The 24309-nt window shown below is 59.2% G+C and carries 23 protein-coding genes; 15 read left to right on the top strand and 8 right to left on the bottom strand.

The window, feature by feature from the left end; translation table 11 throughout:
• Positions 1 to 3 precede the first annotated feature (3 nt).
• The 4 genes from Q2T52_RS15660 to Q2T52_RS15645 all read right to left on the bottom strand — a co-directional run bounded on the left by Q2T52_RS15660 (position 4) and on the right by Q2T52_RS15645 (position 3641).
• Positions 4 to 582 carry a TRAP transporter small permease gene (locus Q2T52_RS15660; RefSeq protein WP_302077711.1) on the bottom strand — a complete coding sequence of 193 codons (579 nt, stop codon included), beginning with the start codon at positions 580 to 582 and terminating at the stop codon, positions 4 to 6.
• A 156-nt stretch (positions 583 to 738) separates the two neighbouring features.
• Complete coding sequence (locus Q2T52_RS15655; protein ID WP_302077710.1) at positions 739 to 1713, bottom strand: sialic acid TRAP transporter substrate-binding protein SiaP; 975 nt, start codon at positions 1711 to 1713, stop codon at positions 739 to 741.
• Between the two features lie 57 nt (positions 1714 to 1770).
• Entirely contained in the window at positions 1771 to 2484 is a 714-nt protein-coding gene (locus Q2T52_RS15650) for a FadR/GntR family transcriptional regulator (RefSeq protein WP_302077709.1), read from the bottom strand.
• A gap of 86 nt (positions 2485 to 2570) precedes the next feature.
• On the bottom strand, positions 2571 to 3641 hold the full coding sequence (locus Q2T52_RS15645; RefSeq protein ID WP_302077708.1) for an Ldh family oxidoreductase: 1071 nt from the start codon (positions 3639 to 3641) through the stop codon (positions 2571 to 2573).
• A 105-nt stretch (positions 3642 to 3746) separates the two neighbouring features.
• On the opposite strand from Q2T52_RS15645, the gene Q2T52_RS15640 reads away from it, so the two are divergent.
• Together Q2T52_RS15640 and Q2T52_RS15635 are read left to right on the top strand one after the other, a co-directional pair.
• Entirely contained in the window at positions 3747 to 4715 is a 969-nt protein-coding gene (locus tag Q2T52_RS15640) for a GntR family transcriptional regulator (protein ID WP_302077707.1), read from the top strand.
• Positions 4716 to 4783: 68 nt separating this feature from the next.
• Entirely contained in the window at positions 4784 to 5902 is a 1119-nt protein-coding gene (locus Q2T52_RS15635; RefSeq protein WP_302077706.1) for a mandelate racemase/muconate lactonizing enzyme family protein, read from the top strand.
• Between the two features lie 153 nt (positions 5903 to 6055).
• On the opposite strand, the gene Q2T52_RS15630 is transcribed toward Q2T52_RS15635, so the two are convergent.
• The 3 genes from Q2T52_RS15630 to Q2T52_RS15620 form a co-directional block, all read right to left on the bottom strand.
• The gene (locus Q2T52_RS15630) at positions 6056 to 7009 is read right to left on the bottom strand and encodes an isoaspartyl peptidase/L-asparaginase family protein (RefSeq protein WP_302077705.1); all 954 of its coding nucleotides are present in this window, start codon (positions 7007 to 7009) and stop codon (positions 6056 to 6058) included.
• A 62-nt stretch (positions 7010 to 7071) separates the two neighbouring features.
• On the bottom strand, positions 7072 to 8664 hold the full coding sequence (locus Q2T52_RS15625) for an ABC transporter substrate-binding protein (RefSeq protein ID WP_302077704.1): 1593 nt from the start codon (positions 8662 to 8664) through the stop codon (positions 7072 to 7074).
• Entirely contained in the window at positions 8661 to 9212 is a 552-nt protein-coding gene (locus tag Q2T52_RS15620; protein ID WP_302077798.1) for a MarR family winged helix-turn-helix transcriptional regulator, read from the bottom strand. The genes Q2T52_RS15625 and Q2T52_RS15620 overlap by 4 nt, the downstream gene beginning before the upstream one ends.
• Before the next feature lie 219 nt (positions 9213 to 9431).
• Between Q2T52_RS15620 and Q2T52_RS15615 the strand changes: the two genes are divergently transcribed.
• The 12 genes from Q2T52_RS15615 (at position 9432) to Q2T52_RS15560 (ending at position 21639) form a co-directional block, all read left to right on the top strand.
• A complete protein-coding gene (locus tag Q2T52_RS15615; protein ID WP_302077703.1) occupies positions 9432 to 10133 on the top strand; it encodes a creatininase family protein in 702 nt (233 codons plus the stop codon).
• A gap of 58 nt (positions 10134 to 10191) precedes the next feature.
• Positions 10192 to 11163, top strand: coding sequence for an ABC transporter permease (locus Q2T52_RS15610; RefSeq protein ID WP_302077702.1), 972 nt, complete (start codon positions 10192 to 10194; stop codon positions 11161 to 11163).
• The gene (locus tag Q2T52_RS15605) at positions 11163 to 12041 is read left to right on the top strand and encodes an ABC transporter permease (RefSeq protein ID WP_302077701.1); all 879 of its coding nucleotides are present in this window, start codon (positions 11163 to 11165) and stop codon (positions 12039 to 12041) included. Before Q2T52_RS15610 ends, Q2T52_RS15605 begins: the two co-directional genes overlap by 1 nt.
• The gene (locus tag Q2T52_RS15600; protein WP_302077700.1) at positions 12038 to 13741 is read left to right on the top strand and encodes a dipeptide ABC transporter ATP-binding protein; all 1704 of its coding nucleotides are present in this window, start codon (positions 12038 to 12040) and stop codon (positions 13739 to 13741) included. Before Q2T52_RS15605 ends, Q2T52_RS15600 begins: the two co-directional genes overlap by 4 nt.
• Positions 13742 to 13758: 17 nt before the next feature.
• Positions 13759 to 14646: a polysaccharide deacetylase family protein gene (locus tag Q2T52_RS15595; RefSeq protein WP_302077699.1), complete on the top strand. Its 888-nt coding sequence runs from the start codon at positions 13759 to 13761 to the stop codon at positions 14644 to 14646.
• Complete coding sequence (locus tag Q2T52_RS15590; RefSeq protein WP_302077698.1) at positions 14646 to 15389, top strand: SDR family NAD(P)-dependent oxidoreductase; 744 nt, start codon at positions 14646 to 14648, stop codon at positions 15387 to 15389. The genes Q2T52_RS15595 and Q2T52_RS15590 overlap by 1 nt, the downstream gene beginning before the upstream one ends.
• Before the next feature lie 166 nt (positions 15390 to 15555).
• Positions 15556 to 17043 carry an aldehyde dehydrogenase family protein gene (locus Q2T52_RS15585; protein ID WP_302077697.1) on the top strand — a complete coding sequence of 496 codons (1488 nt, stop codon included), beginning with the start codon at positions 15556 to 15558 and terminating at the stop codon, positions 17041 to 17043.
• 318 nt (positions 17044 to 17361) lie between these two features.
• Positions 17362 to 19116, top strand: coding sequence for a hypothetical protein (locus tag Q2T52_RS15580; RefSeq protein ID WP_302077696.1), 1755 nt, complete (start codon positions 17362 to 17364; stop codon positions 19114 to 19116).
• A 33-nt stretch (positions 19117 to 19149) separates the two neighbouring features.
• Positions 19150 to 19368, top strand: coding sequence for a hypothetical protein (locus Q2T52_RS15575; RefSeq protein WP_302077695.1), 219 nt, complete (start codon positions 19150 to 19152; stop codon positions 19366 to 19368).
• Positions 19369 to 19377: 9 nt separating this feature from the next.
• Positions 19378 to 20583: a YcaO-like family protein gene (locus Q2T52_RS15570; RefSeq protein ID WP_302077694.1), complete on the top strand. Its 1206-nt coding sequence runs from the start codon at positions 19378 to 19380 to the stop codon at positions 20581 to 20583.
• Complete coding sequence (locus Q2T52_RS15565; RefSeq protein WP_302077693.1) at positions 20580 to 21299, top strand: TfuA-like protein; 720 nt, start codon at positions 20580 to 20582, stop codon at positions 21297 to 21299. The genes Q2T52_RS15570 and Q2T52_RS15565 overlap by 4 nt, the downstream gene beginning before the upstream one ends.
• Positions 21300 to 21408: 109 nt before the next feature.
• On the top strand, positions 21409 to 21639 hold the full coding sequence (locus Q2T52_RS15560; protein WP_302077692.1) for a hypothetical protein: 231 nt from the start codon (positions 21409 to 21411) through the stop codon (positions 21637 to 21639).
• A 305-nt stretch (positions 21640 to 21944) separates the two neighbouring features.
• Here Q2T52_RS15560 and Q2T52_RS15555 read toward each other — a convergent pair whose 3' ends face one another.
• A complete protein-coding gene (locus tag Q2T52_RS15555; protein WP_302077691.1) occupies positions 21945 to 23039 on the bottom strand; it encodes a LacI family DNA-binding transcriptional regulator in 1095 nt (364 codons plus the stop codon).
• Between the two features lie 236 nt (positions 23040 to 23275).
• Here Q2T52_RS15555 and Q2T52_RS15550 point away from each other — a divergent pair, with 236 nt between their 5' ends.
• The gene (locus Q2T52_RS15550) at positions 23276 to 24256 is read left to right on the top strand and encodes an autoinducer 2 ABC transporter substrate-binding protein (RefSeq protein ID WP_302077690.1); all 981 of its coding nucleotides are present in this window, start codon (positions 23276 to 23278) and stop codon (positions 24254 to 24256) included.
• The last annotated feature ends 53 nt before the right edge of the window (positions 24257 to 24309 follow it).

The raw sequence follows: 24309 nt of genomic DNA, 5'->3' as shown, positions 1-24309 counted from the left end.
GGATCAATCCTCCACGCTCTGGAAGGCTTCCGGGCGCTCCAGAACGGAGTAGCCGCGGCGCATGTTGGCGATGAAGACCTGGATGGAACGGCCAAGCATCAGAACGAAGGCTGCGAGAACCGTGTAGAAGACGATGTTTCGCGGCAGTTGCACCGTCACCATTTCCTCGTCGGCGACGATTTCCATATAGCGCCACATCAGCCAGGAGCCGTAGGCGAAAAAGCCGATGCGGATGACGTCCACCGCTGTCGCCATCAACCGGGTCAGCCGGGCGGGCAGGTAGTGGTAGAGCACATCCACCTGGATATGCCGCGACATGCGCACGCACATCACGGAGCCCATGAAGACGACGCCGATCAGGCAGTTGACGGCAATCTCCTCCGTCCAGGCATAGCTGTTGTTGAGGATGTAGCGGGTGAAGAACTGCAGAAACACGCAGCCCGCCATCAGCCAGAACAGCGCCATGGTGAACCAATCTTCGACGGAATAGACCTTCAGGTCCACCTCCGCGGGCGCTTCATCGAAGGTATGGGCCAGTTCCTCGGCTGTAACGGGGGTATGAATTTCCTGAATTGCAGACATCGGCAATTTCCTGTCGGAGCAATCTTCAGGGAAAGATCGGCTGAGTGCTGTCAGGCAGGTCTGCCGCCGTAAGCGACGGAATGACAACGCCCTCGGCGCGATCTTTCGATGAAGTTGTGAAGGTCAGGCAAGCGCGGAGCGAGGTCCGCGCCCCGCTTACTTGATGGCGCGAATGGCGTCCCAGTCGGACTTTTCGTAGCCGAAGTCTTCCAGCTTGACCTTCTCGACCACGTTCTTTTCGAAGTCGGACTTGTCGACTTCCGTGACCGTAATGCCCTTCTGCTTGAACTCGGCGACCAGTTCCTTCTCGCGGGTCTCGATCTTCTTGGTGGCGCGCTCGGCGGCTTCCTGGGTAACCTCGCCGAAGATCTTCTTGTCTTCGTCCGAGAGGCTGGTCCACAGCTTCTTGGAGAAGAGCGTGTTCAGGTGGTCGACGATATGGCCGGTGAGGACGATGTTCTTCTGCACTTCGTAGAACTTCTTGGCCTCAATGGTCGTCAGCGGGTTTTCCTGCGCTTCCACCGTGCCGTTCTGAAGCGCGAGGTAGACCTCCGCAAAGGCAATCGGTGCGGTGTTCGCACCGCAGGCGCGCGGCATGGCGAGATAGGCGGGCACGTCAGGCACGCGCATCTTCACGCCCTGCAGATCCGAGCATTTGGTGATCGTCTTGTTGGCGGTGGTGTGGCGCGTGCCGTAATAGGTGACGGCGGCGATGTGGTTGCCCGTCTTGTCCTCATAACCCTTGGCAAGCCGCTTGAAGACGTCGCTCTTGGTATAGGCGATCAGATGGCTCGGATCGCGGAAGATGTAGGGGTAATAGGTGACCCCGATCGGCTTGAAGTCCCGCGCCGCAAAGCTGGAACCGGAAATGATAATATCGACCGTGCCGAGCTTCAGGCCTTGGTTGATATCGGCTTCCTTGCCGAGCTGCGATGCCGGGAACACATCGATCTTGTAGCGTCCATTGGTACGCTTTGCGATTTCCTGTGCCGCCCAGACGGATTCCGTATGGAAGGGTTCCGAGGTTTCGTAGACATGCGCCCATTTGAGCGCCGTTTCCGCGTGAGCCGAGAGTGTCGATACCGCCATGACGGCGGCCGCGCCCAACAGTGTTGCCAGTCTGAGTTTCATTCTTTCCTCCCAAGTGAAACTGAACTGCATGGATGACGGCCGGGATTGGCCCAGCCGTCAGTCGTCTCTCGTCGGCTCCTCCCCGAAGCTTTCCGAGAATCTCTTTTGTGCCAGCGTCAAATGCCGGCGCATGGCTTCGCGTGCCGCAGCGGGATCACCGGCTGCGATAGCGCCCCGGATCACGCGATGCTCCTCCAGCGCGAGCCTCCAGGTATGCGGGCCTTCGAAATAGCTTGCGAGCTTCGTAAAGTAGGGTGAGCTGCGCGAGTCATAGATCAGGCCGGTAAAGTGCTTCAGCGCCGAATTGCCGATGATGTCAGCAATGGCCGTATGAAAATCCCGGTCACAGGCCAGCGCCACCGCGGCATTATCCAGCGAGGCCTCCATGCGCAACAGGATGGCATCGATCCTCTCCAGGTTTTGCGGCTTCACGAGGCGGGCCGCCTCTTCGGCAATACCGCTTTCGATCAGGCAACGGGCCTGCAGGATCTCGAGTGGCCCGTCACCGTCTTCGCTGACGCGAAGAGGCTGCACAGGGATCGGACGACTGCTGATATAGACGCCGGAACCCATGCGGATCTGAATATGACCTTCCACCTCCAGCACGATCAGAGCTTCGCGAACGGTCGGGCGGGACACGGCAAAGCGTTCTGCCAGCTCACGCTCCGGCGGCAGCCGCGAACCGGGCTTCAGTTCGCCTGCCTCGATCAGCGCACGAATTTGCTCCGCGACCTGCCGGTAAAGGCGGCGCGGCTCCAACGCCACGAACATGAAACCCTCCAAACGCATCACTCCCCTGATGCGTCACTGGTCAGATTGTCTGACCAATTTCTACTATGGGTTAAATTAACTTTCTGTCAAGCTTCGTTTGGCGGGCTCACGTGGTAACGCGCTCCCAATTGCTCAAAGGCAGCGGCAGTCGCGGGATCGAGCGTGATGCCCTCGCGTTCGCGGGTTTCGGCAACCGCCCATTCCCGATCTCCCGGCGCCATGACGGAGGCTCCGTCACGCGCCCTGGATGATCTGAGCGTCTCGAGATAGCGCCGCATGCCCTCATCAAAGACGGAGCGCTCCACAAACGCATCCGGTTTGATGGCCATGACGAAGGCGCCGAGTTCACGCGGCGTCGAAAAGTCAGGCCCACCCATGGGCGCGATATCGAAGGAAAGGCGCATGCCGCTCAGCACCGCGCTGAAGATTTCCGCGATGCCCGCCAATGCCGCGCCCTTGAAGCCGAAGGCCGCCCCGAGCGGCGCCAGCATGTCGGCGCTTTGCGCATCTGTTGTATCCATCCCATCCCGGTCGGAGGCGACATCGGGTGGAAGCGGCAGGCCGAGGCTGCGGTAAAGCAGCACGCGATTATAGGGGACGGCGCTGGTGGCCATGTCCAGCAGCCAGGGATTGGCCTCCGTTGTCGGCACTGCCACGGAAATGGGATTGGTGCCGTGAAAGCGCTCCGCCCCGTCATGCAGGCGCACGAAGCTGTCGGAATTGCAGAAGGCGATGCCGATGAAGCCTCTGTTCGCAGCATCCAACGTATAGGCACCTGCCGGACCGAAATGGGAAGAATTGCGGATGGCAACAGCACCGAGGCCGAACTGATCAGCGATGCGCGTTGCATGTTCCATCGCCGTGTAGGTCGCGAGCGCGCCATGGGCATGATCGGCATCAAGCGTCGCGACCGCGGCAAGGCTGGATGTGACCCTGATCGAGGGAGCCTTGTTGAGACGGCCACCCTCCAGCGCCTGCACATAATGCGGCAGGAGACGAATGCCATGGCTGTCCACACCGTGACGCGTACCATGCATCATGGCGCGGGTGGCGGCCTTTGACGTTGCTTCATCAGCACCGGTCGCGCGCAGAATGTCATGGGTAAACCGGCTTGCCTCAGCCAGAGAAAACCGCGCCGAGCCATTCAATTGCGTCATCGCGAAAGCTCCTCCCTGATCTCTTTCGCAAAATGTCTACTGCATACACTAGACGTTCGGTTTTGGATGTGCAATCCCTTGCGACGGATTTCAGGAAGCCTTTTCATGTCAACGCCACTTGCCCCGAAGCTTTATCGCCGTGCCTGCACTGCGCTGGCCGAGGATATCCGTGCCGGCGTTCTCGCCGAGGGCACGCGGCTGACGGAGACCGGCGTCGCCGACCGCTTTGGCATCAGCCGCGCACCGGCGCGTCAGGCGTTGGGTGAGCTGGAGAACCTCGGGCTTTTGCGGAAAGCCGAGGGCCGCGGCTATGATATTGTGGCGATCGAGCGCCGAGCCGAGATCGAACCAGGCGGCCAAACGCACTCGCCACCTGCTGAGCTACAGGCACAGTCCAGCTGGGAGCTGATCTATCCGGAAGTGGAAATCGAGGTTGTTTCCCGGACATCCATTGCCAGCTGGCGGATCAATGAGGCGCTGCTGGCGCGACATTTCGGGGTTAGCCGCACGGTTGCGCGCGATGTGGTGGCGCGCCTGCAGGAGCGGGGAATCGTGCGCAAGGATTCCAGCAGCCGCTGGGTCGCTCCGGCCCTGACGGAAAAGCACATCGACGAGCTGTACGAACTGCGCTGGGTGCTGGAGCCGCTCGCACTTCAGAAGGCGGCTCCTCATCTGCCCGTGGGGCTGCTGTCCGGGCTGCGCCTCAACATTGAGGAAACGATCGCCGCTTCGGCGGTCAGCAGCGACCGCCTTGATCAGCTCGAACAGGAACTGCATGTGGATCTCTTGGGGCGATGTGACAGTCCGGCTCTCCTGCGTGCCGTCAGCCTGCCGCAGGCGCTGCTGGTCGCGCATCATTTTCTCTACCGCCGCACCTCGGATCTTTTCGCAAGCGAACCGTTTCTGCCGGAACACCTGAAGATCATCCGCTGTCTGGAGACCGGCGATGTGGCGAGTGCCTGTGAGGCGCTGGCCGAGCATCTGAAGGTGTCTCGGCATCGGGCCATGCTGCGCATTCACGCGGTCGCAAAAACCATCCAGCCGGCAAACCTGCCCTATCTGGAGCGTCTGTAGCCATTCCCGTAAGCCGGGTCCTGCGCTCACCCGAACTAAGCAAGAGGCGCACGGGAGGAGGACCCGCCATGAAGATTACCGCTGTCGAACCGTTCATCCTGCATTTGCCGCTCACCTCGGATTCGATTTCCGATTCCACCCACAGCATTACCCATTGGGGCGTGGTGGGTGCGAAGATCACCACCTCGGATGGGTTGGAAGGCTATGGCTTTACCGGAACCCATGCGCATCTCGCCTCCGACCGGCTGATCACGTCTTGCATCCGGGACTGTTACGCGCCGCTGCTGATAGGCGAGGATGCAGCCGACCATCAGCGCCTCTGGACGAAACTTGCGCGATATCCGGCCCTTCAATGGGTTGGGCGTGCGGGCATTACCCATCTGGCGCTGGCCGCAGTCGATGTGGCGCTGTGGGATCTGGCGGCGAAAAAGGCTGGCCTGCCGCTCTGGGCGCTGCTGGGTGGTGCGCGGACCGACGCCCTCGAAGCCTATAATACGGATATCGGCTGGCTGTCCTTCTCGAAGGACGCTCTCGTTGCCGGCTCCGCACGTGCAGTCGAAGAGGAAGGCTTTACGCGCATCAAGATCAAGGTTGGACACGACGACCCCAACACGGATATCGAGCGGCTGGAAGCGGTGCGCAAGCGTTTGGGTCACCGTGTCCGCATCGCAATCGACGCCAACGGGCGATGGGATCTGCCGACCTGCCAGCGGTTTTGCGCGCGGGCGAAGGATCTCGATATCTACTGGTTCGAGGAACCCATGTGGTATGACGATGTCGCAAGCCATACGGCGCTGGCCCGCAACACCGCCATTCCGGTGGCGCTGGGCGAACAACTCTACACCGTTGATGCCTTCCGGACCTTCATCAATGCGGGTGCCGTGCATTACGTCCAGCCGGATGTCACGCGGCTTGGCGGGATCACCGAATATATCCAGGTGGCTGATCTGGCGCTGGCGAACCGCTTGCCGGTGGTCCCGCATGCGGGCGAGATGAGCCAGGTGCATGTGCACCTGAGCTACTGGCATCCGGCCTCGACGATCCTCGAATACATCCCCTGGATCAAGGATCACTTCCACGAGCCTGCGCATGTGAAAGACGGCATATTCCTGCGTCCTCAACAGCCGGGCGCCAGCACGACACCCCTGCTTGAAAGCATGGAGCGGCACGGGAAATCGCTCACCTAGAGCGATCTCACTGTTGGCCACCACCGCGGCTAGTGTCGGGGCTGCGATCCGCGGCGATGGCTGCCTTCCGGCTATCTGGCCATCCAAGCCACAAAGTGGCGTGAATGGAAGCGACACATCAGAGCTAGGCGAAACAGCGCAAAACGGGGGATCTCAGAGTGTCTCGACCTCAAAGACCTCAGAATGCGAGCCGACAAAGGCGCGGCCATCGGTAAGGACCCAACCGCGGAACATGCCATCGGTATTGTAGGGCGCGCTGATCGAGCCATCGGCGCCGACAGCGACCAGACCCGCGCCAATATTGTGCGGCTTCAGATCCTCGTGGATGACCTTGGACGCAGCGGCATCCAACCCCTCGCCCAGATAACGCATCCGGCTTGCAACCTCGTGGCCGACGGCATAGCGGATAAAAAACTCGCCCTTGCCGGTTCCCGACACCGCGCAGTGACCGTTGCGGGCATAAGTGCCGGCACCGACGATCGGCGTATCGCCAATGCGACCCGCAGGCTTGTTGTTGTAGCCGCCGGTCGACGTCGCTGCAGCCAGATTGCCACCAGCATCGAGCGCGACGGCGCCGACGGTTCCGTGCTTTTCCGCTTCGCTCGCCTTTGCTGCCGTGCCGGCTGCCGCATGCGCTTTCATGGCCGCCAGAGCCTTTCTGCGGCGTTCTGTGGTGAAATAGGTCCGCTCGACAATCTCAAGACCGGCGTTCGCAGCGAAGCGGTCTGCGGCATCGCCGCCGAGAAGCACGGCGTCACCTGCTTCCATCACCTTGCGCGCGGCCTTGATGGGATTGCGGATGCGCCGCACCAGCGTCACCGCACCGGCACCGAGATCACGACCGTCCATGATCGAGGCATCGAGATCATGCTCGCCATCCGTATTGAGCGCTGCGCCATAGCCCGCATTGAAATGCGGTGAGTCTTCCATGACAACAACGGCCGCTTCCACGGCATCGAGCGCGCTGCCGCCGTTGGTGAGGATCGACCAGCCAGCCTTCAGCGCACGTGCCAGATCCGCCCGGGCTGCCTGCCATTCCTCTTCGGTCAGGTCCAGCTTGGCCATGACGCCACAGCCACCGTGAATTGCGAGCGCGATCTTGCTCATCTGCATTCCTCTTTCCACGTGTCATCGAAAGGGCGGGAAATGGTTTCCCGCCCTGTCACAGTTTACTTGGCCGGACGAATATTGGTCGCCAGCGTATCTTCGTCAGAACGCGGGACGATGGTGATGCCCTTCTTCATGCCCCAGGCGCTGACGACCGAGGCGATCGAAAGGTTCGGGCGATCGGTCGAAACCAGCAGGTTGGCATCCTGCAGCAGCTTGTCGCGCTTGGCGCTATCCATCTCGACCGCGGCAGCCTCGATCAGCTTGTCCATTTCAGGGTTGGAATAGCCACGGATATTGAAGGCACCAAGCTTGGTCTTCGGGTCGTTGGTGTGAACCAGCGACGACAGCGTGTAGTTGGACTCGCCCGTCAGCGTGCCCCAGCCCGACATGGTCAGCGTGTAATCGCCTCGCGTATTGGCCGGGAAGAACACGGCACCCGGCTGCGCGTTCGCTTCCACCTGAACGCCGATGGCGGACAGCATCTGGGCGATGGTGGTGCCGACATCCTTGTCGCCGGGCAGGCGGTCATTGGTGAAGGAGAAGACGACCTTGAAGCCGTTGGGATAGCCGGCTTCCGCCAAAAGCTTCTTCGCCTTGGCCACATCAGGCTTGGTGACCTTGATCGCCTTGTTGTAGCCGAAGATGTTCGGTGTCACTAATTGGGACTGAGGCGTGCCCAGGCCTTCCATCGCAACCTCAGTAATCGCCTCGCGGTCGATGGCGAGATCGAAGGCCTCGCGCACCTTCGGATCCTTGAAGGGGTTCTTGTCGAGCGGCTTGCCGTCCTTGCCCGAAATCTGCGGGGACTTGTCGCGGAAATCGAAGCTGATGTTGAACAGATAGACGCTATCCTGGCGAACAACCTTGAGATTGGCATCCTTTTCCAGCGTCGGAACGTCGGAGGATGGGATGCGGGCGATGATATCGACCTGGCCCGCCTTCAACTGCGCAACGCGGGCGGCATCATTTGGAATTTCCTTGCGGATCACCTTGTCCCACGGCTCAGCCCCGCCCCAATAGCCATCGAACTTGGCCAAGACGAGCGACTCTTTCGGCGTCCAGGACACGAACTTGTAAGGGCCGGTGCCGATGGCAGCCTTGCCTGAGTTGAAGCCTTCCGCCGCATGCTCCGGCGTATCGGAAAAATCCTTCGCTGCGACATGCGAGACGATGAAGAGGCGGATGAAGTCGTTCGGCAGATTGGGGGCAGGCCCATCGGTCTTGATGCGGATCGTGTAGGGATCGACGATCTCGATGCCCGCTACGCGGCGAACATAGATGGTGGTGGGGTTGGGGCCGGCAACGCGCGGGATGCGCTCGATCGAGAACTTCACGTCTTCGGCGGTAAAGTCCGAACCATCATGGAATTTGACGCCCTTGCGCAGCTTGAATTCCCAGGTGGTGTTGTCAATTGCCTGCCAGCTTTCCGCAAGGCCCGGCTCCAGTTGCAGGTTGTTGCCGGATTTGATCAGCGTATCGAAGATGTGCTTCACCGCTTCCGCATGCGTGCCGGCAGCGGTAAAATCGGGATCGACCGAGAGGGGACCGGCGCGAACGCCGATGGTGAGATCGGCTGCAAAAGCCGCAGATGAAACGCTTCCCAGCAAGACGGCCGCCAGGGCGGCCGAGCGCGCGATAGTCAAGGCACTCATTCTTCGTTCTCCTCTGAGTTTATGATTGTTGGCCAATTTGGGGAATCCACGACGACCTTTGCCAACAGTTCCGACAACATGAGCTGTTCGGCAGCCGTGAGACCGGAAAGCATGACCTTCTCTCGGTCCACCATCGGCTGCAAAGTTCCATCAACGATCCGCCGCCCTTCGTCGGTGACGTAAAGGACGAAGCTGCGCAAATCCGCCGGATCGATTTCTCGGCGAATGATATTCTTATCGATCAGCCGCTGGATGGCGCGGCTGATGGTGTTCTTGGGAAAGCCTGACGAACTGCAGATGGCGCTGGCGGTCAGTCCGTCGCACAGGCCAAGCGAGTAGAGCACCACATATTCGGGGCGCTGCAAGCCGAACTCCTTTTCAATGAACCGGTAGATTGGCTCGTTGAACTGAAGCGCCAGAAAGTTGATCCGGAAGGACAGCCAGCAAGGATTGCTCCACAGCTTGACCGCCACGAGATCTTCCACGCCATGACTACCCGCCGCGGCCTGTCCACCGGCTTTGAGAAGATCACTGAAGGGCTTTTCCATACTGGACACTGCGTCAGCACCTTTGGGCAATCGGCCACAATTTAGTCTCATATGGAACTTGACGGCAGATATATTGGCTGTCAATTTCTTTTTTTAGTCCCGTATGGAACTTTGCTTTTTGTGGCGCCACCGCCCAGAAAGGCATAATTTTTGTGCGCTTGAGCAAAAAACAGAATATTCTTTCACGCCAAGGCGGACGTGGAGAATAAGGAGGTCGGATTGAAGATCGCAGACATGAACTGGATGCAGGCGGAAGAGCGCGCCAAGGCGGATGATCGCTGCATTCTGCCGATCGGCAGCGTCGAGCAGCACGCCTATCTGAGCCTTGCGACCGACATGATTCTGGCGGAACGGGTGAGCGTCGACGCCGCCGCACCGCTCGGCATCCCCGTCTTTCCAGTCCTGCCCTATGGCCTGGCTTCTTCGTTTGCGCGCTATCCCGGCACGCTGACGCTGTCGCTGGCCACCTATATTGGCGTGATCCGGGACCTGCTCGACAGCATGGCGCGCTCTGGCTTCAAACGCATCCTCATTGTCAACGGCCATGGCGGCAATGTGCCGGCCACGACCGTCATCTCGGAATGGCTGAACGATCACCCCGAGTGTTCCGTCAAATTCCACGACTGGTGGCGCGCGCCGAAGACCATGGCCAAGGTGCTGGAGATCGATCCGGCCGCCTCGCATGCCTCCTGGATGGAAAACTTTCCCTGGACGCGCACCGACGATCCGCGTCAGCCGACGACCTCCAAGCCGAAGGTGGATTTTGCGAAACTCGCCCGCATTGGCGCAGGGGCCAAGCGCGAGCTCCTGGGCGATGGAAACTATCACGGCCTCTATCAGCGGCCGGACAGCGACATGCTGGCCATCTGGGATGTTGCCGTCTCGGAGACGCGCGAACTCCTGGAAGGCGAATGGTTTTGAACGCAGGCGGTGAATGAGGCCGTGAAAGCGGCCCGTCACCTCAACAATGGAGGAGCGCATGCTGGTCTTTCTCCTGCAAAGGCTCTGGCAGGCACTGATCGTCGTTCTGGCGATGTCGGCACTGGTCTTCTGCGGCGTATACGCCGTCGGCAATCCGATCGACGTGCTTATTTCACCAGATGCGACACAGGACATTCGCGCGGCCGTCATTGCTAAGTACGGCCTCGACCTGCCCCTGTGGCAGCAATATCTCGTCTTTCTGCGTCGCCTGATCGGCGGCGATTTCGGCCAGTCTTTCGTCTATAACATGCCGGTCAGCCAGCTGATCCTGTCGCGTCTGCCCGCCACGCTGGAACTGACGCTGGCCGCCGTCCTCTTCGCCAGCCTCGTCGGCATCCCGATCGGCGTCTATGCCGGTTATCGGCCGAATAGCATCGTGTCGCGCGCAATCATGGCCGTCTCGATCCTCGGCTTCTCGGTGCCGACCTTCTGGTTCGGGCTGATGTTGATCATGGTGTTTGCCGTGCAATGCGGCTGCATGCCCGCCGGTGGCCGCGGTTCGACCGTCAGCCTGTTCGGCGTGGAGTTCAGCTTCCTGACACTGGACGGGTTGCAGCACATGCTGCTCCCGGCGCTCAATCTGGCGCTGTTCAAATTCTCCCTGATGATCCGGCTGGCGCGCGCCGGAACGCGCGAGCTGATGCTGAGCGATACGGTGAAATTCGCGCGTGCGGCGGGACTATCCGAATTCACGGTTCTCAGCCGCCATGTCCTCAGGCTCATATCTATTCCGCTTGTTACCGTCTTCGGTCTGGAACTCGGCTCGACGCTGGCCTTTGCCGTGGTCACGGAAACGATCTTCTCCTGGCCGGGTCTTGGCAAGCTGATCATCGACAGCATCACCTCGCTCGACCGGCCTGTCATGGTGGCCTATCTGATGCTGGTCGCGCTTCTCTTCATTGTCATCAATCTCGTCGTGGATCTCACCTATGCGGTGCTGGATCCGCGCCTGCGGAAAGGACGTGGCTGATGCGGGAGGACAATCTTTTTGGCGAGTTCCTGCGGGAATTCTCGCGCAACCGGGTCGCAGCCTTTGCCGCTGTCGTCGTCGGGTTGATCGTGCTCCTCGCCATCCTTGCGCCGCTCGTCGCACCGCAGGATCCCTATGACATCGCCAATCTGGTGCTGCGGGATGCGAGGCGGGCGCCCGGCTATGTCGGCACCGGCGGCTATGTGCATTGGCTGGGCACAGACTCGCAAGGGCGCGATCTTTTGTCCGCGATCCTCTACGGCCTGCGCATCTCGCTGCAGATGGGCGTGATTGCCGGCGGCGTCGCGTTTGTTATCGGTGCGGTGGTGGGTTGTGCCGCCGCCTATATCGGCGGACGGTTCGAAAGCATCGTGATGCGCATCGTTGATCTGCAGCTTTCCTTTCCCGCTATCCTGCTTGCCTTCGTCATTGCCGCCCTTCTCGGCCAGGGCCGCTACCAGCTGATCATGGCGCTGATCTTCGCGCAGTACGCCTATTTTGCACGCACGGCCCACGGTGCCGCATCCGCAGAACGCCAGAAAGACTATGTGGAAGCGGCCCTTTCCATCCCGCTTTCCCATTGGCGCGTGGTGCTGCGGCACATCCTGCCCAACGCCCTGCCGCCGCTGATCGTGGTGGGAACGGTACAAGTGGCGAGCGCGATTGCGCTGGAAGCCACCCTCTCCTTCCTCGGCGTGGGCCTGCCACCGACGGAGCCTTCGCTCGGCATGCTGATTGCGAACGGCTTCCAGTACCTGCTGTCCGGCCGTTACTGGATTTCGATCTATCCCGGCGTCGCGCTCATCCTTTTCATCGTCTCGCTCAATCTGGTCGGCGACCAGATCCGCGACCAGCTCAATCCGAGGCTTCGCCGATGACCGCGCCCCTGCTTGATGTCACGGACCTGAAGACATGGTTTGCCACCAGCCGCGGCGAGTTGAAGGCCGTGGATGGTGTGTCCTTCTCGCTTGCCCAGGGCGAGGTTCTTGGCCTTGTCGGAGAATCCGGATCGGGAAAATCCATCACCGGCTTTTCCATCATCGGCCTGATTGACGAGCCGGGGCGCATCGTCAGCGGCTCGGTGCAACTGGAAGGCCGTGAACTTGTGGGTCTTCCCGCCCATGAACTGCGGGCGATCCGGGGCAAAACCATCTCCATGGTCTTCCAGGACCCGATGATGACGCTGAACCCGGTGCTGACCATTGGCACCCAGATCCGGCTGGCGCTGGAGGCGCATGAAAAGGTGAGCGTCGAAGAGGCACGCAAGCGCGCGATCGATGCGCTGGCGCAGGTGCGCATCACCGAGCCGGACAAGAAGGTAGATTATTATCCGCACCAGTTCTCCGGCGGCATGCGCCAGCGCGTGGCGATCGCGATTGCACTGCTGCACCGGCCGAAGCTAATCATCTGCGATGAACCGACCACGGCGCTCGACGTCTCGGTACAGGCCGAAATTCTCGCTGAAATGAAGGAGCTGGTGGCGAGACTCGGTACTGCTCTGATCTGGATCAGCCATGATCTGGCGACGGTCGCCTCTCTGGCGGATCGGGTCGCCGTCATGCGCCGGGGCGAGATCGTCGAGATGGGCAGTGCGCTCGACGTGCTGACCCGCCCCCAGCACGAATACACCAAGGCATTGCTGGATGCCCTGCCCTCCCGCGCCAAGCCCGGCCAGCTTTTGCTGCGCGGAAGCGGCGTGACGGATGCGTCGCCACCCGGCCGCAGACAGTCCACCGCATCGCTGCCTCCGCTCGGCGCGCCCTATCTCGTTATCGAGGGCGTTTCCAAGCACTACCAAAAATCCCACGGCCTGATCGAAAGTCTCGCCATCAAGGCGGGGTGGGCAGAGCAGGAGCCGGTGGTACGGGCCGTGGATGGCATCAGCCTCACCTTGCGGCGCGGCGAAGTGCTGGGCGTCGTCGGCGAATCCGGCTCTGGCAAGTCGACGCTCGGCCGCATGGCGGCTGGCATCTTCCCGCCAACCTCTGGGACCGTGCGGCTCAACGGCAAGCCGGTCATGAGCGAAGGGCCGCGCCCGAGCAAGATCACCACCAGCGTCCAGACAATCTTTCAGGACCCGTTTGCCTCGCTGAACGGACGCATGCGCATTGGCGACATTATCGCCGAAGGTCCGATCGCACACGGGCTGGTGTCCCGGGCAGAGGCTGGCGACTACGTGGCGCAATGGCTGAGCGCGGTCGGGCTCGACCCTGGCTTCGCAAGACGTTTCCCGCACCAGTTTTCCGGTGGTCAGCGCCAGCGGATCGCCATTGCCCGCGCGCTTGCCATGCAGCCGGATGTCGTGGTCTGCGACGAACCGGTCGCCTCCCTCGACGTGTCGATCCAGGCGCAGATCATCAACCTGTTGATCCGCCTGCGCCGCGAGCTGGACCTCTCCCTGCTCTTCATCAGCCACGATCTTTCGGTCGTGCGCCATCTCTGCGACCGCGTCGTCATCATGTATCGCGGCAAGATTGTCGAAGAGGGTGAGGCAGCGGAGATCTACGCCAACCCACAGCATGACTACACGAAACGCCTGCTGGCTGCGGTGCCAGTGCTGCCGCAAGCGGCGGAATGATGACGAGGGAGAAGCCGATGGAACCTTGGGAATGGGATGAGGCGACCTGGCGCGGCAGGGTGAACAAGGTGCGCGCCGGTCGCTCCTTGAAGCCGAAGCAGTGGAAGGGTGGTGCGCGCTGCGCCGTGGCGCTCTCCTTCGACAGCGACCATGAGACGAACGAACTGCGCGATGGCGGCGAATCCATTGGACGCCTGTCCTGGGGCCAGTACGGCAATCGAATGGGCGTGCCGCGTATCCTGCAAACGCTGAAGGCAGCCGGCGTGCCCGCCACCTTCTTCGTGCCCGCCGTTGCCGCCCTTCTGCATCCGGAAGAACAGAAGCGGGTGATCGCCGAAGGTCATGAGATTGGCCTGCATGGCTGGATTCACGAGGTGAACACGCAAGTGCCGCCGGACAAGGAGCGCGAACTGCATTTCCGCGCGGCGGATACGCTGGAAAAGATCACCGGCATTCGCCCGGTCGGCATGCGTACACCGTCGTGGGATTTTTCTCCGGTCACGCTGCAGATCGAGCGCGAACTTGGGCTCCTCTACGACTCCTCCCTCATGGCCGACGACGATCCCTATGAGATCTTGGAGGACGGCGAGGCGACAGGCGTCGTGGAATTGCCGGTCGAATGGATCCGCGATGACGCGGTCTATTTCAACATGAACCGTTTTACCGCCCATCGCCCGTACACGCCGCCTCCGGCTGTGCTCGACATCTTCAAGCGGGAGTTTGACCGTGCCTATCAGGAAGGCGGTCTGTTCCTTTTGACCATGCATCCGCACGTCACCGGCTATCGCTCGCGCATCTTCATCCTGGAAGAGCTGATCCGCCATATCCAGTCGCATGACGGCGTTTGGTTCGCCACCCATGCAGATGTCGCCCGCTATGTGAAAGATGCTGCGGAGGAAGCCTAATGCCGAAGGTTGCACTGATCACCGGTAGTGGGCGCGGCATCGGTCGCGCCTGTGCACTGGACCTCGCCCGCAATGGCTTCGACATTGTGCTGGTCGATCTCATTGAAGAGGATCTGGATCGCACTGCCGGAGAAATATGGGCGCTCGGTCAACAGGTGTTGACCTTTGTTGCCGATGTTCGCGACCACCAGAAGGCCAAAGATATCATTGCTGCGGTTGATGCGGGCTTCCAACGTCTTGACGTTCTGTTCAACAATGCCGGCAGGCCGATGCCGAAGGGCATTCTGGAGATCAGCGAGGAAGAGTTTGATGACACGATCGACATCAACCTCAAGGGCGCCTTCAACTATATCCAGCCGTCGGTGCCGCTGATGCGCCGCCATGGCGGCGGGCGTATCATCAACATGTCTTCCATGAACGCCCATACGGGCGGCGTCACCAGCGCCGTCAGCAAGTTTTCCTACACAGCAGCCAAGGCAGGCATTCTCGGCCTCACACGCTCTCTCGCCAAGGAACTCGGCCCCGAAATCGCGGTGAATGCTGTATGCCCCGGGGTCATCAAGACCGAGCGCTCGAATGCCATGATCGATGCGCGGGAAGCGCAACTTGCTGCCGGCATTTCCATGAAGCGGGTCGGCACACCGCAGGACGTGGCCAGTGTCGTGACCTTCCTGGCGACGGCCGAGCCAAATTTCGTGACGGGCCAGGACATCCAGATCGACGGCTTTCAATGGGTAAGATAACAGCGGCGGCAAGCCAGTCAGGCTTGGATGACGCATTGGTCGATGAAGGCGTCTGTCTTTCCAATCCTTTTGTGACTCGTATTTCAATGCGTACCGGCAGCCCTGCTTCTGGTCTTGAAACTCAAGCAATGACCGGCAAGATGCGCGCGTCGGAGGCATATATAACATGACAATTTGGCAGACACGCGCAGCAGCGCTTTACGATGGCGGTTTTCGCCCAATGTTCATTGGCGGCCAGTGGGTTCCGGCCGCGTCAGGTGAGGTTCTCGAGGCTCGCAACCCCGCGACAGGCGCGCTTCTTGCGACGGTGCCGAAAGGTGGCAGTGCCGATATCGATGCGGCCGTCGCGGCCGCGCGCCGCGCCTTCGAAGGTCCGTGGTCGAAGTTTACCCCCTTCGAGCGTCAGGCTCTGCTTCTTCGCATCGCCGATCGGTTCGAGGCGGAGTGGGAAAATCTCTGCCTCTCCGACACGCTCGATATGGGCATGCCGATTTCCCGAACGCTGGCAAACAGCCGCCGCGTGATTGGAATGCTGCGCTTCTATGCCGGCCAGGCCGTGGCCTTGCATGGTGCAACAATTCCGAATTCCTTCCCGGGCGAAATCCTGTCGCAGACGGTGAAGGAACCGGTCGGCGTGGTCGGCGCCATTATTCCCTGGAATGCCCCGATTGCAGGTTCCGTCTGGAAGATTGCACCCGCCATCGCAACGGGTTGCACCGTGGTCCTGAAGCCATCGGAAGAGGCGTCCCTGACCGTCCTGATGATCGCTCGACTGATGACCGAAGCCGGCCTGCCGGAGGGTGTTCTGAACGTGGTGACGGGCACGGGGTCGGAAGCGGGCGCGGCGCTCGCTGCCCATCCCGGCGTGGACAAGATCGTATTTACCGGCTCGACGGCGACGGGCCAGGCCATTGCGCGCGCTGCAACCGGCAATCTCAAGCGCGTTTCGCTGGAGCTCGGCGGCAAGTCACCCGTGATCGTCTGCCGGGATGCCGATATCGATAAGGCGGTTCCTGTCGCGGCCATGGCCGTGTTCGCCAATTCCGGACAGATCTGCATCGCAGGGTCGCGCCTGTTCGTGGCGCGAGAAATCCATGATGAATTTACCCGCCGCGTCGCGGCATACGCAGCCGCGCTCAAGATCGGCAATGGTGTGCTGCCGGAAACCGAAATCGGGCCGATCATTTCTGATCGCCAGGCCGCCCGGATCGAAGGCTTCCTCAGTGCCGGGCGTGAACAGGGCGCAACCGTGCTGACGGGCGGCGCGCGATTGACGGGGAATGATTTCGAGGGCGGTAACTTCATCGCGCCAACGGTCTTCGGCGCCGTCACCGACGACATGGTCATCGCACGCGAAGAAATCTTCGGCCCTGTGATCTCTGCCCTGCCCTTCGACACGATTGATGAAGTGGTGGAACGTGCCAACGCCACGACCTACGGTCTTGCTGCAGGCGTATTCACCACGCATCTCGGCACCGCCCATAAGCTTTCCCGTCGGCTGAAGGCCGGCTCTGTCTGGGTCAACATGTATCACGCAATCGATCCGGCAGTTCCGTTCGGGGGCGTGAAGATGTCCGGCTATGGGCGCGAAGGCGGCGTCGAGCATCTTGAGGAATACCTCGACACCAAGGCCATCTGGATCAATACGGATTGACACGAGAACGGCTCGGTAGCTGTGCATTCGGAGCAGATTGAGAAGAATGGAAATACCGTATCTTCCTTTTCCAGGTTGCTTCGAATGCACAGTCACAAAAACTCGCGACGGAGCTAGATTTTCCGTCGCTCAACACGACCGATGCTTGGCCCAGGCGGGCGCAGCTTTATCTTGAGTTTCAATCAATTGACGTCGTAGGTTGAATCAAATCTTCACATTGTGAGCTTTGATTCGCCGTTGACTACGTTTCATCAGCTTCAAACGTTTGGACATCTGAGATTATTAGACTTTTGCGGAAATGAGATCTCATTTCCGCAGATGGGCTTAATCATTATTACTTATCTGAAGGCAAATGCGCGGACGGAATTCCCGCGTGCAGATATTGCTCGGCTTTTGTGGGGGGACACGGACACCGCGCGAGCACAGGCAAATCTACGCAAAGCAGCTTCACGCATCATAAATCGACAGAACGAAATCGGTCGGCAGTTCTTGTCATTTTCCGCCTCAAAGGTGTCTTTGGGAAGTGACATGCTCGAGGCGGATATCGATGGTTTGCTGGCGGCCGACCTTGGTATTGATCACGTGAAGGCCGACCGAATTGCGTTACGGCTACGGGAGGATTTCCTGGCGGACGTGAAGTCGCAGAGCGAAGGGCTTGCTGCTTGGATCGAGCGCGAACGTGATGCTCACCTAAGCTTGTTGCGCCCTCTGGTGCTTGCTTCGGATCTGACCGCTGGCAGTCGCGCAATGCGAGATGCAGCCATCAAGATACTGGAGCGCAACCCCGACGATCACGAAGTCCGCAACCATCTTGGCGGTTCATCGCGCCGACAACAGAACAGATGGCAGCTGCCATTTTCGACACCAGCGCAAGAGGCGTCACAGTTTTCCGAAGTTCCTAGCTTGGCTCACCATCATAGGCTTCCTCGGCTCGTTTTGCTTCCGCCCACATCCAACGGAGTGAATGTTGAGGTCGCGTCTTGCGCAGGTGCCCTGATAGACGATGTGACGATCGATTTATGCAGTCTTCGTGAAGTTTCGGTCATCGCTCCTTACACTGCCGCGAAAATACGTGATCAAATCGACAAGGCCTCGGTCTACGAAAATCATGGAATCCGGTACATTCTTGACACTCGCCTGACCATCGAAGGCAGCGGGTATTCCTTGTTCGCTCAGCTGATCTTCTTCGGAAGCGACGAGATTATCTGGGCAGATCGTTTCCATCTTTCGGACGCCGGATCAACCACATCCCGGCGCGAAACAGCATACCGCATGGCGGAAGCGATCTCACGGCAGATCAACACGAGCGAGTTCGTGCGTTCCGACTATGAGGCCAATGGATCAGTTTATCGTAGCTTCCTGCGCGGCCAAAACCATCTCATGAGACTGGGCCTTCCAGACGTACGACGGGCGCGCAAACATTTCCGCGAGGCTCTCCAAGTTGATCCGGAGTTTGCGCCCGCACAAAGTGGCATGTCGCGGAGTTATTTTCTGGAGTGGCTTATAACCGCACAAAACGACAGCCAATTGCTTTCCCTCGCAGAAAACTATGCAAAGGCTGCGATTGCGTCGGATTCGCGCTTGCCAGCGGCTTACAAGGAGCTGGGGGTCGCTAAACTCTACATGCGGCAGTTCGACGAAAGTGCCGAGTTTTTTGCAACTGCGGAATCCTTAAGTCCTGACTATGCAAACCTGATCGCGAGTTTTGCGGATGCCTTGATTCAGGCATCGCGTCCGATGGAGGGCTTGACAAAGGTGCAACAAGCGATTGAACTCAACCCTAAGTCTCCGGACGAATATTTCTGGACTGCGGCAGGCGCCTGCTATTCTCTCGAGCGATACGAGGACGCGTTGAACTATATCGGCCGGATGAGTGACAGGGCACCCGCGGACAGGCTTTCAGCAGCCAGTTGGGGAATGCTTGGCGACACGCGCAAGGCAGGCCAGTTTGTCCGCAAGACATTTGAAGTTCATCCTACGTTTGATCTCGATTCATGGATGGCATTGGTTCCGTTCAAAGAGGAGTGGCAGAAACAGCATTACAAAGAAGGATTGGTGAAAGCAGGCTTTTGATCGAATGGCTGGTCATTCAAGAGAGGAAAAGAAATGACAAAAGTTGTGATCATTGGAATTGAGGGTGAAAGCGGGCTATGGGTTGCGGATTTGGGCGCTGGGACCGTCACCAAGGCGCCTCAGATGGCTGCAAGCACACTTGAGATCGCGAACGAACCGAATAGCACAGGCGCAGCGATCACGAAGGGGATCAATCTCGCTGTTGTGGCTGCTTCTGCGGAGTCCCTTTCCGGCGGTTACATGGACCGCTGACACCGGCAAATGGACTTCGATAGAAGAACGTCTTTCTCCTGCGATCGTGTTTGCCAGCCCCTGGAAACATGGCAGCGCATACAGGGTGTATTGCCAAGTTTTGGCATCACACGCCTGTCGCGCCTAACGGGACTTGATATGGTCGGCATTCCTGTTTGGAATGCCGTCTCTCCCAACGCAAAGTCGATCGTCATAAATCAGGGAAAAGGCGTTAGCGACATTGATGCCAGAGTATCCGCGGCGATGGAGGCCTTGGAGCGGCAGGTTGCAGCCAGTCCGTGTGTCGTGACAGTCGAGGCAACAGCGCGCGAGTTGGCGACGGCAGGGGAGCGGTACGAACTTCTCCCTCAATTGATTGCTGCTGGAGAGTCCGATCTTGACGTTGATGAGGTCATGATCTGGGTCAAGGGACAAGACCTAGTGAATGCAGATATCGTTTGGATCCCCTTCCATGCTGTGACGCTGGACCGTACATCAGAGAGATGCAGATTTTGGCAGTCATCCGATGGACTGGCGTCTGGAAATAACGCAGCGGAAGCTGTTTTGCATGGCTTGCTTGAGCGTATCGAACGCGATGCGGATGTGTTGTGGCGCCTGCAGTCGACGACCAAGAGGTTAAAGACCTGCATTGATCCTGGACATTTCGGCGACTCCACGATCAACTCCCTTCTTGAAAAATACGCCGTGGCTGGATTGAAGTTACGGGCCTTTGATCTCACCAGCGACATCGCCGTGCCGTGCTATGCAGTGGTTTGCGCCGACAACGATATACTCCGTGCCAGACAGCCACGCTTCCACGATATCACGGTTGGGTATGGCGCCCATCCGGTGGCTCAGAGAGCTATGATCCGGGCACTCACGGAAGTCGCCCAATCACGGTTAACCTACATTAGTGGTGCTCGCGACGATGTTTTTCCCGAGACCTACTCCCGCCCCTTAGCGCCGGACACGCAGATGTTGTTCGAGGCAGAGCCGCACGCTCCTGAAGATTACCCAGCCTTCGATGAGATCGATAGTCCGAGTTCTCTGTTGGAAAGCCTTCTCCATCGGCTGAAGATGATGCGAATCAACAGCGTGATTGCTGTGCAACTTCATGCACCGGACCTTCCCGTTGCTGTCGTGAAAGTCATCGTACCCGATCTGGAAAATCCGGACGGCGCACGCAGACACCGTTGGGGCCCGCGCGCACTCGCCATGGCCATCGGTACAATATGAAAATTATCTTTGTTGGACCGACTCTTCCGGACGCTATTGCCCGATGCGATCGTAACATCGTCGTTCGGCGCCCTGCGGTTCAAGGCGACCTATTGCAAGCTGTTCGGGAAGGGGCTTCCGTCATCGGATTGGTTGATGGAAATTTCGAATATACCGCACCCGTCTGGCATAAGGAAATTCTGTTCGGCCTTTCCGAAGGGGTCCGCATTTTCGGCAGTTCAAGCATGGGCGCCCTTCGCGCGGCAGAGTGTCATACGTTTGGTATGGTGGGGGTCGGCGAAGTTTACCGACGATTTGCGCGTGGAGATTTGATCGACGATTCGGATATCGCGCTGCTCCACGCCCCAGCGGAAATTGGATATGCCCCGCTTTCGATACCGCTCGTCAACATTCTTGTCACATCTGAGCGAATGCTTGCCGCCGGCATCATTTCTAAAACTGAACTCGACAGGATCGGCAGGATCGCTACCCAGGTTTTTTATAAGGACCGGACGTGGGAAAGGCTCGCAAAAGAGATGAGGGCGCAGGGCTCTGATGACGACGATATACTGATCGAAAAAGTGCGCGCATCCTATATTGATGTAAAACGTGAGGATGCACTTGCTTTGCTAGAGTTGGTTTCCAGCAGTCCCGACAAAAGATCGGATATGAGAGTTTCTTGGACTTTCAATTCCACGTCCATGTGGAGACATGTATTTCATGGCGCGAAGTCGTAGGCGAATATTTCTCGCTTTACGCGTGTCACGCTGATGTCACGCGCCAATCTCGACCATCGTCCCTATCTTAGTCTCTAGAGCGTTTTGTCGAAGAGCTTTAGAGGACGGGATGAGTTCAGACATGGCTATATTGCCGGATGAAGACAGAAGCGAAGAATTGGTAGCGCTTGCGCGCCTTCTTGCCTATGCCAAAATAACGGCTAGATTACTTGATGCCGAGGTTGCGGCTTTTTGCATTGATTCCGCGCTTGGCGCAGTCGTTGAGCAGCTTTCTGCCACGACAGAAGGAATCGCCGGTCTCCATAATATTGCAGACTCAACAAAGTTATTGCCTTGTTGATCGTTCAGGAAAAGTTGCCTTGCCCCGTGAACTCTCGTCCGGTGGCGGGCAAACGCCATCAGCGTCCTCACGAATGGATCGCAATGGCCGTGGCTGCAAGCCGCTACGGCCATTCCTGCGCAGCCTTCCCGCCAAAGTTCCAGAGCCGATCTGAGATGAGGACGAGTGGTTCAATAACCGCCGCCTTCTAGAGCCCATCGACAACCTTCCGCCTGCCGAGGCAGAAGAGGGATATTATGCCATGCTGCCCCCCAGCTATGGCTGTATAACTTAACCCGAACGGTCTCCGGCAAAGCCGGCGCGGTTCAAGGTGATTTCCCTGAACCGATGAACGTCACGACGTTGTTGTTATCCTTTAAAGCATCAAGCGGCCCTTCAAGAGCCGTTCTTGGCGGAACCAGTTGCGGCTCGATTAATATGATTTGCGGCGCCGTCTCTTCCGCATCCAGAAGTTCAAAGCCTTTCTCCAACATTTCCCCTATGTTGGGGCGGATCATATACACCGGGAAGGGCAGAAAAGAGCCGAAGGGGTCGTAGTCGAAACACCCAACGATGATGTCCCCGAAGGCCTCGCCATCATGTTTGCCCATGAAGCGTAACAGGCCTTCGAAATTGATCGACGAATTGATGAAAAAGCACCGGGGCAATCTGCCATGGCGGTCATAGAAGCGTTCGAACGCAAGTGCGGTCATGCCTGGCGAATAGCCGGTACTTTCTGTGTCATTTGCGATCGAACTTCCTATGATTTCAGCCTTTGCGGAGTGAAAGCCGATGATACGCTCCCGGCTGGCATGGTCGTCGCGGCCGCCGAACAGGTAGACGTCGTCCGGGTTTAAAGGTCCCGTTTGGAGGGCATGGCGAATGATCGCCGCGGTCAACGCCCTTGCGCCCTGCCGGTTGTCGGAAATCACTGAGGAAGCCAACGCGCCCGGCAAGTCGATGTTCACATGCGGAACGCCTGCCCGCGCGCAGACCCTGTGAACTCCATCCGGGTCCGTGGCGCCTGCGATAAAGAGCGAGTCGATGGAATAGGCGACCAGCGATTCCACCACGCGGCGTTCTTCCTCGGGATCGCGTTGTCCGGATACAACGACGGGAAGGAGACCGCGATTGCGCGCCTGCACCTCGAAAGTCTGTGCCATGGAGGAAAAGAAGCGCGTGTCATAGACAGGCAATAGTAAGCCGGCGAGGCCCGACCGCGAACTCCGCAAAGCGCGTGCCTGCTGATTGGCAGTGTATTTCAACTCTTCCGCCAGCGATGTGATCCTCTTGGCCGTCTCCTCCGAGATCCGGCGCTTGCGCCAGGTGCCGTTCAATACGGCACTGACCGTGGATGCCGATGCTCCCGATTTGATCGAGAGATCGTAAATCGTTGCTTTCTTTTGTTCTTTTTCGCCCATGCCGGAATCTCCCCGCTTCTGGCATTTGTAGATTACGAGGCCTCTTGACGAAAGCCCGCTTGGTGATAATCTAATTGCACCATCGATTGTGCAAGAGCGAAATATCGATTGCGCAGATGGTTCGCTAGAGGAGCGACGAGGGAGGAGCCTGTAACGGGCTTGAGGATATGGCGGCTGCGCAACACCGTTGCGGCCGCGCCTTTCCGCGTCAGGGGATATTAAGAGGAGGAGCCCCCATGAAGAGAATTCTTGCAGCTGCGCTCGGCGTTTCGCTGGCGCTCATGTCGTCTACTGCATCCTTTGCCGCCGAAACGAAAATCGGCGTGGTCGTGAAGATCGGCGGTATTCCCTGGTTCAACGCCATGGAGGCGGGCATCAAGGAGCGCAGCGCCAAGCTCGGCGTCAATGGTTTCATGGTCGGCCCGACCAGTGCCGATCCCGCCCTGCAGGTCCGCGCTATCGAGGATCTGATTGCCCAGAAAGTGGATTTTATCGGCGTCGTCCCGAACGATGCCAAGGTGCTTGAGCCGGTTCTGAAAAAGGCGCAGGCAGCCGGCATCAAGGTCATCACCCATGAATCGCCGAAGCAGGCCGGTGCAGACTGGGATTTCGAACTGGCCTCCGCAAAGGGTTTCGGCGAAGCGCATGGCAAGCTTCTGGCGGAGAAGATGGGTGGCAAGGGTTCCTATGCTGTCTTCGTCGGCTCGCTGACCGTGCCGCTGCACAATGCCTGGGCCGATGCGGCGATCGCCTATATCAAGGCGAATTATCCGAACATGAAGCTCGTCGGCGATCGTTATGGTGTCGCCGAAGATCTGGACAAGAGCCGCTCGACGGCCCTTGACCTGATGTCTGCCAATCCTGATCTCGCCGGCTTCCTGGCCTTCGGTTCGCAGGGGCCGATTGGTGCCGGTCGCGCCGTGGAAGAGCGCCGCAAGGATGGCAAGGTCTTCGTTATCGGGCCGTTCTCGCCGGGACAGGGCGCCAAGCTGATCAAGAGCGGTGCTCTGACCGGCGGCTTCATGTGGAACCCGAAGCAGGCGGGTGAAGTCTTCGTGACGCTGGCTGATCGCATTGCCAAGGGACAGACGCCGAAAGCTGGCGAAAGCATTGAAGGTCTCGGCACGATTACTCCGGATGGCAACACCATCGTGGTCGATCAGCTTTTGAAGATCGACAAGGAAAGCATCGACAAACTCGTTTCCATGGGCCTCTGATCCTCCCGGAGCCTTGGGTCGCGCGCGGTTTCTCTTCGTGCGACCCTTTTTCC

Source organism: Rhizobium oryzicola (genome assembly GCF_030504645.1).
GTDB classification, from domain to species: Bacteria; Pseudomonadota; Alphaproteobacteria; order Rhizobiales; family Rhizobiaceae; genus Neorhizobium; species Neorhizobium oryzicola.
This window is presented reverse-complemented; position numbering and strand designations above follow the sequence as displayed.